General features: G+C 42.8%; 9 protein-coding genes. 7 read left to right on the forward strand and 2 right to left on the reverse strand.

Going from position 1 to position 13,735, the window contains the following annotated elements; translation table 11 throughout:
- Positions 1 to 46: 46 nt before the first annotated feature.
- A complete protein-coding gene (locus tag P8596_RS08755; RefSeq protein ID WP_279726613.1) occupies positions 47 to 1,129 on the forward strand; it encodes a GGDEF domain-containing protein in 1,083 nt (360 codons plus the stop codon).
- A 28-nt stretch (positions 1,130 to 1,157) separates the two neighbouring features.
- Here P8596_RS08755 and P8596_RS08760 read toward each other — a convergent pair whose 3' ends face one another.
- A complete protein-coding gene (locus P8596_RS08760; RefSeq protein ID WP_034763586.1) occupies positions 1,158 to 2,375 on the reverse strand; it encodes a NupC/NupG family nucleoside CNT transporter in 1,218 nt (405 codons plus the stop codon).
- Between the two features lie 171 nt (positions 2,376 to 2,546).
- On the opposite strand from P8596_RS08760, the gene P8596_RS08765 reads away from it, so the two are divergent.
- From P8596_RS08765 to nhaC, 4 genes are all read left to right on the forward strand, one after another.
- A complete protein-coding gene (locus P8596_RS08765; protein ID WP_034763588.1) occupies positions 2,547 to 2,780 on the forward strand; it encodes a YueH family protein in 234 nt (77 codons plus the stop codon).
- Between the two features lie 119 nt (positions 2,781 to 2,899).
- Positions 2,900 to 4,468: a peptide chain release factor 3 gene (locus P8596_RS08770; RefSeq protein WP_079534265.1), complete on the forward strand. Its 1,569-nt coding sequence runs from the start codon at positions 2,900 to 2,902 to the stop codon at positions 4,466 to 4,468.
- Between the two features lie 715 nt (positions 4,469 to 5,183).
- On the forward strand, positions 5,184 to 6,215 hold the full coding sequence (locus tag P8596_RS08775; protein WP_347815206.1) for an EAL domain-containing protein: 1,032 nt from the start codon (positions 5,184 to 5,186) through the stop codon (positions 6,213 to 6,215).
- A gap of 502 nt (positions 6,216 to 6,717) precedes the next feature.
- Positions 6,718 to 8,127 (forward strand): Na+/H+ antiporter NhaC, encoded by a 1,410-nt coding sequence (nhaC, locus tag P8596_RS08780; protein WP_279726615.1) that lies wholly within the window; start codon positions 6,718 to 6,720, stop codon positions 8,125 to 8,127.
- Positions 8,128 to 8,189: 62 nt separating this feature from the next.
- Here nhaC and P8596_RS08785 read toward each other — a convergent pair whose 3' ends face one another.
- Entirely contained in the window at positions 8,190 to 9,062 is an 873-nt protein-coding gene (locus P8596_RS08785; RefSeq protein ID WP_279726616.1) for a hypothetical protein, read from the reverse strand.
- A gap of 187 nt (positions 9,063 to 9,249) precedes the next feature.
- Between P8596_RS08785 and P8596_RS08790 the strand changes: the two genes are divergently transcribed.
- Both P8596_RS08790 and P8596_RS08795 read left to right on the forward strand, forming a co-directional pair.
- Complete coding sequence (locus tag P8596_RS08790) at positions 9,250 to 12,339, forward strand: efflux RND transporter permease subunit (RefSeq protein WP_279726618.1); 3,090 nt, start codon at positions 9,250 to 9,252, stop codon at positions 12,337 to 12,339.
- Between the two features lie 122 nt (positions 12,340 to 12,461).
- Entirely contained in the window at positions 12,462 to 13,550 is a 1,089-nt protein-coding gene (locus tag P8596_RS08795) for an SDR family oxidoreductase (RefSeq protein ID WP_279726620.1), read from the forward strand.
- Positions 13,551 to 13,735 lie beyond the last annotated feature (185 nt).

Genomic DNA, 13,735 nt, shown 5'->3' on the forward strand with positions numbered 1-13,735 from the left:
TTTGGTAAATTTATAATACATATTAAAAGATGAGAGAATGAAGCATATGAAGTTTTCCTTATATTTAAATGACTATGAAACAGAAAAATTGTTTTCCACTTTGAGATGGTTGTTTGTCCTGATTGCCACGCTCATCTTTTACATACCTCCATTTTCAGAAAATATTACAACGAACAAAACGGTCTTCCCTTATTTATTGGTATCAGGAATCATTTATATGCTGGTGACTCAAATTGCATTGATACGGGCGAGGGAGGACAAGCGCAGTCTTCAATTCATACTGAAGGCAGGGATCGTCTTTGATTTTCTGGCACTGATTTGGCTGATGGTCTTATCACAGGGAATACACAGTCCCCTTTATCCGATATCCATTTTATTCGTGATGCACGCGACGATTTACTGGAGGACGAAGGGGGCACTCATCTCCCTGTCTGTATTCAGTGTAGCGTATGCCGTGATGGGCTTTATGACGGTCAACATCCTTCAATTCCACCATTATTTCACTTTGACGTCCAACTTGTTCTTTCTATGGATCATCGGTTTATTCGGGGCATTGATCATGTTAAGAGAGCGGTCTCAATATGTCCAAAAAGAAGCCTACCATAACCTTGCCCATAAGGACTATTTATCAGGTTTGTTTAATCATCGTTCGTTTCAGGAAAGATTCAGAAGTAAGTTGGAAGAGAAGGAATCCTTTATCCTATTGCTGGGAGATATAGATGATTTCAAAAAAGTGAATGATGAGTACGGTCATTTGATGGGGGATGATGTCATCCGGAAGTCAGGGGAAATCTTTCGTTTTCATGCCAAAGCATACAATGGGAGAGCCTTCAGGTATGGCGGAGAGGAGTTTATCTTTATCTTACCCGAGATGGAGGAGCGTAACATCAAACGGTTTCTTCAGGAATTATATGGACAGTTAAAAGATTTGGAGCCAATAGCCATCTCTATGAGCTTCGGTCAGTCTCAATCAGCCGAAACCCTGGAACCTGAAAGACTGATCGCACTTGCGGACGAACGATTGTATCAGGCAAAAAATGCGGGCAAAAAAAGAACCTGCCTGGCAAATGGTGCAATGTTCATGCCGTGTCACCCTAAACCCCATAAAGAAAAAGAAGCCATCCGCTAGTGGATGGCTTCTTTGATGAGACGGTGAATTAAATGAACATCCCGGCAATGGCAGCACTTAATAATGAAGCAAGTGCACCTGCAGCGACTGCTCTTAATCCTAAGCGGGCAATATCTCCTCTGCGGTTTGGTGCAAGGTTACCTAGTCCGCCAAGTAAAATCCCAAGTGAGGAAAGATTGGCGAAACCGCATAATGCGAAGGAAATAATCGCGACTGTTTTATCGGACAGGTTCCCGATTTCCGGAGCGAAAGCTGAATACGCAACAAATTCATTGATGACAAGTTTCTGCCCAATGAAGTTTCCTGCTGTAACCGCTTCATGCCATGGTACTCCGATTGCGAAGGCAAGTGGTGCAAATACGTAACCAAGAATAAGCTGAAGTGAAAGGCTGTCAAATCCAAACCATCCACCCACTAATCCAAGTAATCCATTGATCAAGGCGACAAGAGCGATGAAGGCAAGTAGCATAGCTCCGATGTTTAAAGCCAGTTGCAGACCTACGCTTGCACCGTTGGCGGCAGCATCGATCACATTCGCTGATTCCGAATCCGCTTCCATTTCTAACGCTTCAGGTTCTGGAGATTCGTCTGTTTCAGGGACGAATAACTTGGCCATGACAAGTCCTGCAGGCGCAGCCATGAAGCTTGCAGCAAGTAAGTATTCCAGTGGAACTCCTAAAAGAGAGTAACCAACCAGGACAGATCCGGCTACGGATGCCAATCCTCCTGTCATGACGGCGAAAAGTTCAGATTCAGTCATTTTCGCTAAGAAAGGCCTTACGACTAATGGTGCTTCTGTTTGTCCGACAAAAATATTCGCTGCGGCAGACAATGATTCCGCTTTCCTTGTTCCCAACAGTTTAGACAAACCGCCGCCTAAAATCTTAATGAAAAATTGCATGATTTTAAGATAATAAAGAACTGAAATTAAAGCTGAGAAGAAAATAACAACAGGAAGGACATTGAATGCAAAGATGAACGCAATGTTTGATTCCTCAGTGTAGAGTCCTCCAAATAGGAACGTGATCCCCTCGTTGGAATAATTGATGATGGCATTCACCACTTCGGTCAATCCTTTAAGGGCGTCCTGTCCCCAAGACGTCTTTAACACAATAAAAGCGAAAAATAACTGTATGGCAAGTCCTCCAAGGACTGTTCTGACATTAACCCGCTTTTTGTTCTTAGAAAATGCAAATGCAATTCCCATAACGACAATAATACCCATGATACCCCATAAATATTGCAATTCTTTCACCTCTTCGATAAGTATGATTGAAACTTGATGCTTTCGGGTTTTTATTTTACAATTCTTTCAGACGTCTGACAACCTACAATTGCAAGATTTGTCGAAAGTTGTACGGACAACATCGTCAATAGTATGCGCAAATACAGCGTTTTCATGAAAGGGGATACAATAATGAAGATCAGAAAAAATTTTTTGGAAGGATTGGAACAAAAAGTATATATATATGAAAACAAGAAAGAAGAGTTCTTTTTGATTGCGGTACCTAGCATCGAATGGTCGTATTCTTTCTTTTATGGGGATGAAGAGATCCAATCCAAATTACTCCATTCATTAATGGAAAGGATTCCAAAGGAAACAGCTGAGACATTAAGTTCTCGAATTGTCCAATGGACCACTGAGATGTAACAAACGACTTAACATTCTTGAAAGCGGTAAACCATGGCTTCTTATTCCATTCTTTGTTGCATTGTTACTTTAGAACGAATATGATGAGAAAGTGAGAATGACGAGAAAGGATTTTATGAATGAAAATAGACTTTATACAGGAAGTTCAGTCAAGACGGACTTTCGCCATCATTTCCCACCCGGATGCTGGGAAAACAACCTTAACAGAACAACTTCTATTATTCGGAGGAGCGATTCGCGCCGCTGGAACAGTTAAAGGAAAGAAATCAGGTAAGTTTGCAACCTCTGACTGGATGGAAATCGAGAAGCAGAGGGGGATTTCAGTCACTTCTTCTGTCATGGCCTTCGATTATGATGATTATCGTGTGAATATCCTGGATACACCAGGTCACCAGGACTTTTCCGAAGACACCTATAGAACATTGATGGCGGTTGACAGCGCTGTGATGATCATCGATTCAGCGAAAGGGATTGAAGCACAAACCTTGAAACTATTCAAAGTTTGTCGAATGAGAGGCATTCCGATCTTCACCTTCATCAATAAGCTTGATCGCCAAGGTCGGGAACCACTTGAGTTATTGGAAGAGCTTGAAGAAGTACTGGGAATTCAATCGTATCCAATGAACTGGCCGATAGGAATGGGGAAAGAATTCTTAGGAATCTATGATCGCTTCCATAATCGCATCGAGCAATTTCGAGTAGAAGAAGATGATCGCTTTATTCCATTAAATGATGAAGGTGAAATAGAGGGAGAACATCCTCTTAAAGAAAGCAATCTCTATAATCAAACTCTTGAAGATGTTTTGTTGCTGAATGAAGCTGGAAACCAGTTTTCCCGTGAACGCATAGCGAATGGAGAATTATCTCCAGTCTTTTTCGGAAGTGCATTAACCAATTTCGGTGTTCAAACATTTCTGGAAACATACTTACAGTTTGCTCCATCCCCGCAGCCAAGGAATTCCGATGCTGGAGAGATTGAGCCGACAGCAGAGGATTTCTCCGGGTTTGTATTCAAGATTCAAGCCAATATGAACCCTGCTCACCGGGACCGGATTGCCTTTGTACGTATTTGCTCAGGTCAATTCGAGAGGGGGATGACGGTCAATCTATCCCGTACAGGAAAGTCGATTAAATTGGCGCAATCCACCCAGTTTCTTGCAGATGATCGGAGTACGGTGAATGAAGCGGTCAGTGGGGATATCATCGGGGTATATGACACGGGTACGTATCAAATCGGTGATACACTCGTCCAGGGAAAGCAGGGTTTTCAGTATGAAAAGCTGCCTCAATTTACCCCTGAACTCTTTGTCCGTGTCACAGCTAAAAACGTGATGAAGCAGAAGCATTTCCAAAAAGGGATCCTTCAGCTCGTACAAGAAGGAGCCATCCAGTATTATAAAACACGCACGGAAGATATCATTCTTGGAGCGGTTGGTCAACTTCAATTTGAAGTATTTGAGCACAGGATGAAGAATGAATACAACGTTGATGTGAAAATGGAACCGATCGGGTCTAAAATTGCCCGGTGGATTGAAAACGAAGAAGATGTCAAGGAGACTATGTCAAGCTCCAGAAGCATGCTGGTCAAGGATCGACATGATAATCTTGTTTTCCTTTTCGAAAACGATTTTGCCATGAGATGGTTCAATGATAAAAATCCTGATATCCGATTATATAGCCTAATGTAATGACACTTAGCACTTCTCCTGACACTGGAGAAGTGCTTTTTCCATTTAATAAAGTTTTATGTTTTGGTTGTGGTGCGTTCGAATGAGCGCCTGCTGGTTGATTTCCACTACAGGTGCTCGCTTTCCGCGGGGCGTGAGTTGAGCCTCCTCGGGCTATGCCCTGCGGGGTCTCAACTTTCACGCGTTTCCCGCAGGAGTCGAGCACCTTCCGCTCCAATCAACTGACCGAGTTGAATTTTATACTAGTAAAAATATAGTCGACTTAATGTTTTTAATACCATCAGTTTAAAGTATTAAGAAGCAATGCATGTGAATTGTTTTAGTGCTTTTTTCTTAACTTGATTTCATTCTATTTCATATAGCTCTGTCAGATAAGGCTTAGTTAAAGGGTGAGGTGAACTGCGAAGACTCCTACGGAAAAACGGGCGAGTCGAGACCCCGGAAGCGGTTTTTGCTGAGGAGGCTCGGCCGAACGTCCGTGGAAAGCGGAGCAGTTCTCCTCACCCTATAGCATATATTAAGTTGGCAGAGCATTTATCAACTTAAAATGACGATAATCTATACGTGAGAAAAACTGAAACAGCTGATTTATGTAAAATTCACTATCATTAAGTAATTTTTCCTAAAATAAAGGGATATTACTGGTGTTAACAGGGTATTAAGTCTTAGTATGTAGGTATGGGTATTTATTGACGTTAAAGGGGAAGGAAGAGATATGATGCAATACGCTTGTGCGAACTGTGGAATTGAGATGGAATATCATGAAGCAGGGTATTTATTTTTACATAACGAAAAAAGGTTGGACTTACCGCTGACAGGATCAGTTGATAGGACAGAAGAAGGCATGTATGTTTTACAATATGATAATCTTGATGAGGTCTATGGGAAATTATCAGATATAGAGACCGAATTAGTTGAGGAAGAATGGACATGCAGTTTTAATTGTTCAGAGGAGCCCGGTCCCTTCCGTCCTGCTCGAGAATTCCTGGAATTAATTAAATATAGAGAAATGGTAAAGCTGATTCAAGGGGGGCAATTTACAAGTCACCTCCAGCCAATCATTGATCTTAGCGATTTCAGTCTTTTTGGCTATGAATCGCTCTTACGCTCCAATAGTGGCGATAAGCGTATCAATCCAGGGGAGTTGTTTGAAGCCGCTTCGCGAACAGGATTTCATTCCATGCTGGATCAGAAGGCAAGGAAATCAGCAATCGAGTCGAGGAGGGGCCAAGTGGAACCTGGTACGAAGAGTTTTATTAATTTTCTTCCTTCGACGATCTATAATCCAGAATTTTGTTTGCGCCACACCTTCAAGATTGTGAATGAATGCAAAGTGGATCCAAAAGATCTTGTATTCGAAGTGGTAGAAACGGAGAAGATTGAAGATGTAGAACATTTAAGGTCGGTACTTGATGTATATAAGAGAGAAGGGATGAAAGTCGCCCTTGATGACGTAGGTTCAGGTTTTGCTACGGTTGAAATGTTAAGTCTGCTGCAGCCGGACTATGTAAAGATCGATCGATCCTTCATCAACCACTGTGATCGGGATGAGGAGAATCAGGAATTTTTACGTGAAGTGATGAAGATTGCCGGAGAATTGGACATTTTGGTCCTGGCAGAAGGGATTGAGAGAAAAGAAGAATTACTTTTCTGTAAAGAAATCGGGATCCACTATGCGCAAGGCTATTTCATAGGCAAACCACAAGAAGAAGCGCTGGAACCATTTGCAGAAACTCAATTCGTTTAATCGTGAATCCCTTCCCTGCCTATTTTCGGGAGGGCTTCTTTTTGTCAGGGGGATATTGGGGATGAAATCGTTCCTTGACAATTTGAAAGAACATGATATTATATTACTATAAAATACTTTAGTGCATAAAAGCTTAAAAGCGTTTAAGGGTAAAAGAATAGTAGAACCTTTAAACCAAATCAATCACATATCATTGTCTTGAACAACGCAGTAGGAAATAGTGCGACAGCAAACAGAGACTGGACGTCAGCTGGAAGTCCAGGTCCGCTTTTTTCCGAATTACATTGTTTATAAATTCTCTAAGTGTTTTGGGGGATTTATCCAAAGACAACCTTTATGAAGTGGAAGTAAATCATGTCATGGATCAGTCGACTCTATGCATGTCATGATTTATTTCAATTAGGGTGGTAACGCGGAGAACTCTTCGTCCCTATCAGGGATGGAGGGTTCTTTTTGTCATACAATCCCATCACGGTCACATCTTACAGAAGGAAGTGTTAATATGTTAAACATTCAGAGCGTTCATAAACCGTCCGTTCCAGAAGCATCCGCAGTATTACTTGCTGTTCTGGGAATCATCAGTGTCAGCATCATCGGAGTGGGAGCGGTCCCTCATATTCCGATCATCCTTTCCCTATTCTTTTTGATGGTCTATGGACTGATACGGAAAGTGAAGTTCAAAGAAATTGAAAAAGGGATGATTGCCGGTGCGCAGGGTGGGTTAGGTGCCATTCTATTATTTATCTTTATCGGACTGCTTGTAAGCAGCTGGTTGATCAGTGGGACCATTCCCACATTGATGTTTTACGGATTTGAATTTGTCACTCCTCATTATTTTTATGCGATTGCCTTTTTACTTACATCCTTAAGTGGAGTAGCAATCGGAAGCTCACTGACAACGGCAGCGACCATCGGTGTGGCTTTAATTGGAATCGGGGAGGCTATGGGATTATCCATGGCCATCACGGCAGGTGCCATCGTTTCAGGTGCTTTTTTTGGAGATAAGATGTCTCCTTTATCGGATACTACCAATCTTGCGTCATCCATCGTCAAGGTGGATCTGTTTACCCATATTCGAAATATGGCCTGGACGACCGTACCCGCCTTTATCATTACATTGATTGTATTTGGTTTCCTTTCGCCCGGGACCAGTAAGATCGATTTGGCACAGCTTGATGCGTTGCAGAAAGGTTTAATGCAGACCGGCCTAATCCACTGGTACAGCTTGGTTCCTTTAGTGCTGCTGGTAGTGCTGATCGTATACAAAACACCTGCATTATTCACACTGGCCATCACGATAGCCGTTTCTGTGTTCTTATCTTTTTTCCACGGGACGTTGAAGGTAAATGAATTATTCCAGGTGCTATTCGAAGGCTTTACCTCGAAGACAGGGGTGGAATCCGTTGACTCACTGTTGACAAGAGGGGGAGTGAACAGCATGATGTTTACCATTTCCCTTGTCATTCTCTCACTGAGTCTCGGTGGATTACTATTTAAACTGGGTATCATCCCGGCGCTGCTTCAGAAGGTGTCTGCAATCATTCAATCTGAAAGAAGAACGATTCTTTCCACTGCTTTATCAGCGATTGGTATCAATCTTGTAGTAGGGGAGCAGTACCTGTCCATTCTATTGACTGGTGAAGCATTTCAATCTCAATATAAGAAATTGGGTCTTCATCCTAAAACCTTATCCCGGACATTGGAAGATGCAGGAACAGTGGTGAATCCTCTTGTTCCATGGAGTGTGTGCGGAATATTCCTCACAGATGTACTAGGTGTTTCAACGATGGAATATCTACCATTTGCAGTTTTCTGCCTGATCTCTCCGGTCATCACCATCCTGTATGGTTTCACAGGGTGGACCATTGAGAAAGAGCCTACGGAGAATAACCCTGCTATATCGAATTCATAACAATCAGCCAATGAAAAAGGACTGTCAGTCTGAATGATTCACTCTCTTAGTGTGAGGATGATTCATTTAGAAGACAGTCCTTTTTGTTGCATTTCAATATATGTGTCGAAATACCGCTGGTAATACAGGCTCCCTGCAGATATCATGATTAAATGAAATAGGGGAAGCACGCCGATCATCAAAGGATTCTTGAGCAATAATACACCTTCCTGCACCATAAATACCTCAACGGTCAAGAGAAAAAGAATGGTCCATAATGAATATTTCCAATCCCCGTTCCTAAAAAAAATAACCAGGCTATAAAAATAGGTCGTGAACCAAAAATACATGGCATTCCCTGCAATTAAATCCCTGACAGGATTGGAAAAATGATTCAGGGGGATGATATACAGCTTTAAAAGGGAAGAGAGAATCCAGGCAAAAGAAAGAGTGATGGTGGAGAGTGCAAAGAACAAAGTGATGAATTGAACATAGTGGTTGTCAGACTCATCCAATAATCTCCACCAGATTTTGGCCAGTATAACGGAAATGATAAGGAAAAAGGTTGTATAATACGATTCCCACCAATGATGTTCGTATAACCTCGTGTGGATGAACCACGATTCAATGAGGAAGAAGACACCGATGATGACCGCAATCCTCCATGCCGGCAAGCGATACAACACAATATAGGTTATCGCAACCGGAACCGAAAATGCCTGTGAACTGATTGATCCCAGTACGCTGTCATTGTAATCATTCGATAAAATATGGGGATGATACGTATAGCTGTTAAATAATACAAAGATGACATATTCAAATACATAAGCCAACCCGGAAATGAAAAGCCAAAATAGGATGATTTGGCCAGAAATGTGACGATACTTCATCACGATCAAAGTTAATGCGAAAACGCTGAAGAGGCTAAGGAATACAAAGGGAACCCAGTTCGCCATTTTAATGCTCCTTACGTTACAGTATAAAAATAGTGTATACCGATAAGGTGGAATTATTTATTTTTAACCGATATTTATCATTCACAGACGCTTTAATATTGAAGGATCTTCCTGAAGAGACTATAGTTAACAGTAACTCCTTCCAAACCGTAATGAACGCTATACATATAGAAAGGGGAGCACTTCATTGAAAATCAGTGATTTTTCCATACGACGACCGGTGTTCACCATTGTCACCATGCTGCTTATCCTTATTCTGGGAGGAGTCTCGCTCCTTAGGATCCCATTGAAACTCATCCCGGACCTAAATCCACCCGTAGGTGTCGTGGTGACCAATTACCCTGGAGCGGGCCCTCAGGAAGTGGTGGAGAAGGTAACAAAACCACTTGAAGAAAGCCTGTCCACCTTGCCGGGGATGAAGAACCTTCAATCGACTTCCAGGGAAGGTTCCAACTTTATTCTCCTTGAATTTTCATGGTCGACCTCCATCGATGAGATTGAAAACGATGTCCTGCAACGCCTCGACCAAACTCCACTTCCCGATGGAGCAGAGAATCCAAGATTCCTCAAATTTGATCCCGCCCAGTTCCCGATCATTCAATTTTCTTTACGGGAAGAAGGGGACGAGTCCAACCTAAAGACACTGTCAGAGAATTTGAAACAGGAACTGACAAGAGTGGAAGGTGTCGCAAATGTAAATGTTTCAGGTTCATTGACGGATGAAGTGGTCATTGAATTGAATCAGCAAGAGTTGAAAGATAATCGTCTGAGTCAAGGCGATGTGGTCAATTCAATCCGCGCCAACAATGTGACAGCTCCAGGAGATACGATCGAGACAGATGGACAAACCTTGACCACAAGAGTAGTAAGCAAGCTCCAGTCCGTGGATGAATTAAAGGGACTGGTCCTTCAGGTGAATCCGCAAACCGGAAAGAAGCTTAAGCTTTCTGATGTCGCAAAAGTTGAACAGAGAAAACAGGATACAAACACGATCACACGGGCAAACGAAGAATCTGCCATCCTGTTCAGTGTGCTGCAGCAATCGGATGCTAACACGGCCTCCGTGTCGAAAGCGTTTCAAAAGGAGCTGGATCGCCTTCTTAAGCAGGATCAATACAAATCAATCAAAGCTGATATCCTGTTCGATCAGGGGGATTACATCACTCAAGCCATCGGGAATATCGCCAATTCCCTCCTGATAGGTGGAGCGTTTGCCATGCTTGTGCTCTTCTTATTTTTGAAAAATGTAAAGAGTCCCCTTATCATCGGGGTGGCCATTCCTTATTCCGTCATTGTTACATTTGTTCTGATGTTTTTTGCAGATTTCGCATTGAATATCATGACATTGGGAGCCCTCGCTCTTGGAATTGGGATGCTGGTGGATAATGCGATCGTAGTCATTGAGAATATTTATCGCCATTTATCCCTGGGGAAAAATCCGAAGGAAGCTGCAAGTATCGGGGCAAAAGAAGTGGGGGGAGCCATCACCGCTTCCACCTTGACCACTGTAGCGGTATTCCTGCCGGTTGTCTTTATATCCGGTTTACTGGGGGAATTGTTCACCGAATTCGCCTTGACGATATCATTTAGTTTATTGGCTTCACTAGTTGTGGCATTGACGGTCATCCCAATGCTCGCAAGCAGACTCTTGAGGAAACCAAAAGGGAATATCGAAGCAAAGCGGAGACGTTCTAAGAGCAGAAAGACATTCGCAAGGTCGGTTAAATGGGCGCTTCGTCACCGTTTCATCGTATTATTCATCACTCTCATTACATTAGTGGGTGGCGGGCTTGGCCTTACGACGGTAGGAACACAGTTTTTACCACCAACTGATGAAGGTTTTTTCAATATGAGAGTCGAATTGGATAATGGAGCTTCCGTCAATGAGACCAATAAAGTCGTCAAAGCGATTGAAGGCAGGTTGAAAAAAGAAAAAGATGTCGATGTCTTCGTAAGTCTTGTGGGTACGACCCAGGAAGAATCCTTCAGAGGAAGCGGGAAAGGGAATATTGCAGAAGTTTATGTGAAAATGGTGCCTCTCGATGAGCGGGAGAGATCGATTTTCACCTTTGCGGATGAAGTAAAACCTGAAGTGGAAAGAGCAGCACAAAAGGTGAATAAGTCTGCTGACGTTTCGTTTAACTTACAGTCAACATCCGGCTCCAGCCCTCAAACCTTGACGTTTAACTTGCGAGATACGGATCAGAATCGACTGAAGGAGTCCGTCGATACGTTATTCGCTTCGTTGAGAGAAATGAAGGATGTAACGGAAGTTTCAACTGATCAGATGGAAAAGGTGAAAGAAGTACAAATGAAGGTAAACCGGGAGAAAGCACTTCAACAAGGCTTGGCACCGGCTCAGATCGGGACGCTTGTTCAGGATGTAACCCGGGGAGTCCTGACCACCCAAATGGTAACAGGGTCTTCTGACGTTATAAATGTTCTTGTTCAATATGACAGGAACATCACGGAAAATCTGGATTCTTTAAAGAAACTCCTCATTCCAAATGGACAAGGGAAGTATATTCAGCTAAATTCTGTCGTAGACTTTTCAATTGAAGATGGTCCTGTCAGCATTCAGAGAATTGACCAGCAGCATGCTGTTCAATTCACACTCAACTATTCATCATCAACCAATCTTGGAGCCATTTCCAAGGCGGTGGATGAGAAGATCGATTCACTTGATCTTCCAAACGAGACCTTGGTTTCATTCAGCGGAGACAGAGAACTTCTTGAGGATTCGATTGATGATATGGCCCTGGCACTCGGGCTTGCCATCGTCCTTGTCTATATGGTCATGGCTGCTCAATTCGAGTCATTTAAATATCCATTTGTCATCATGTTCACCGTTCCGCTCATGGTGATAGGTGTAGCAATCGCACTGGCCATTACACAGACACCTATCAGCATATCGGCGATCATCGGAGTGATTGTACTGGCTGGTATCGTCGTCAATAATGCGATCGTCATCGTCGATTACATCAATCAGCGTAAAGAGGCGGGAACGAGCAGCTTTGACAGCATCGTCGAAGCGGTTCAGGACCGGGCGAGGCCGATCTTCATGACGGCACTGACGACGATCCTCGGCTTATTGCCCCTGGCCCTCGGTTTGGGTGAAGGGACCGAAATCAATCAGCCTATGGGCATTGCCGTCATAGGCGGACTGATCAGCTCGACATTATTGACCATTTATGTCATACCGATTGTATACAGTTTCTTTGATAAAGAGACAAGAAGAATGAAGAAACCAAGAGAAACATACGTATATAAAGAGTAGAACACACAACGAGAGTTAACCCGAATGCTAAGCAGTCACCTCCTGAAAGGATGTGGTACCTTGGCCGAATGGTTAGCTCTTTTTTATTAAAATTATGGTGACAAGCGGGGGAGAAGAACGAAATGGAAAAAGGAATCTATTTGATCACGGGGTTTCCGGGCTTTTTAAGTCAAAATATCGTGGGAGAATTACTCAAACAGGAAAAGGCATCCAAGGTTTACTTACTTCACCTTCATTCAATGAGGAAGCAGGCGGAAGAAGGAATGAGGAAACTGAGATTTTTGTCAGATGCAGAGATCATCCTGATAGAAGGGGACATCACCCGAAACAATCTGGATATGGCAGAAGAGGAAATTTTTGAGATTAGGGAGGAAGTGGAATATGTTTGGCACTTAGCAGCCATCTATGATCTTGCTGTCCCCCAAGATCTTGCACAGAAAGTAAATGTAGAAGGCACACGTCAGGTGAATGATTTCTGTCAAACCCTCCGTCGATTAAAAAGATACGTGTATTTTTCCACTGCTTTTATTGCGGGATCACGTGAAGGTGAACTGAAGGAGAATGAATTGATCCGTCCTGAGCGTTTTCATAACTTCTATGAACGGACTAAATATGAAGCAGAGGTCCTGGTGGATGAATGGAAGGACAAGCTTCCCATCACAATCATCCGACCGGGTATCGTGAAGGGAAACTCAGAAACCGGAGAGACCGTGAAGTTCGATGGACCATATTTTATTATGAATATGTTTAACCGATTATCTTTCCTGCCGTGGATTCCATTTCTTGGTGAGGGTACCTCTTATATAAATATCGTCCCCGTCGAATATGTGGTGAAAGCATCCATTTATCTGGGGCATGAGGAGGCTGGCAATGGAAAGACGTATCATCTTACCGATCCAGAACCCCTGATGGTAAGGGAAGTGTATGAACAGATTTTATGGCATATGTTAAAAAAGAAACCAAAAGGGAGAATTCCGTTATCCCTTTCTAATTGGGCACTTGGATTCCGTTTTATACGACGTTATTTAAAAGTCGAACGGGAAGCCTTGGACTATTTTACACTCCAAGGCACATTCAATTGCGAACATGCCCGAAAAGACTTGGAAGGGCCATCGATACGATGTCCTTCCCTTTCCAGCCAGATTGAAAAAATGGTTGAGTTTTATGTTGAACATGCTTCCAATGAACGATTGCACGTAAAGATCGATTAAAAAAAGGGATGTAACACAAGCAATCATCGTAATAATTGGGAGAGATATGGTAAAAATAAAGGGAGAAGCATCAATAGGAGGAATCTCAAGATGTCATTTTCCCTTACGCTATACCTTGGCCGAGACAAAAACAATCCTTACCATAAGCCCATTAAAAACATCGAACTTTACCACTCCTCCTGGTT

This window comes from Rossellomorea sp. DA94 (assembly GCF_029834455.1).
GTDB classification, from domain to species: Bacteria; Bacillota; Bacilli; order Bacillales; family Bacillaceae_B; genus Rossellomorea; species Rossellomorea vietnamensis.

Excerpts from the sequence above, each read along its gene's own strand:
- P8596_RS08765 (WP_034763588.1), top strand. The coding sequence starts at position 2,547 with ATGAAGATCAGAAAAAATTTTTTGGAAGGATTGGAACAAAAAGTATAT.
- nhaC (WP_279726615.1), top strand. The coding sequence starts at position 6,718 with ATGTTAAACATTCAGAGCGTTCATAAACCGTCCGTTCCAGAAGCATCC.
- P8596_RS08775 (WP_347815206.1), top strand. The coding sequence starts at position 5,184 with ATGATGCAATACGCTTGTGCGAACTGTGGAATTGAGATGGAATATCAT.
- P8596_RS08795 (WP_279726620.1), top strand. The coding sequence starts at position 12,462 with ATGGAAAAAGGAATCTATTTGATCACGGGGTTTCCGGGCTTTTTAAGT.
- P8596_RS08755 (WP_279726613.1), top strand. The coding sequence starts at position 47 with ATGAAGTTTTCCTTATATTTAAATGACTATGAAACAGAAAAATTGTTT.
- P8596_RS08785 (WP_279726616.1), bottom strand. The coding sequence starts at position 9,062 with ATGGCGAACTGGGTTCCCTTTGTATTCCTTAGCCTCTTCAGCGTTTTC.
- P8596_RS08770 (WP_079534265.1), top strand. The coding sequence starts at position 2,900 with ATGAAAATAGACTTTATACAGGAAGTTCAGTCAAGACGGACTTTCGCC.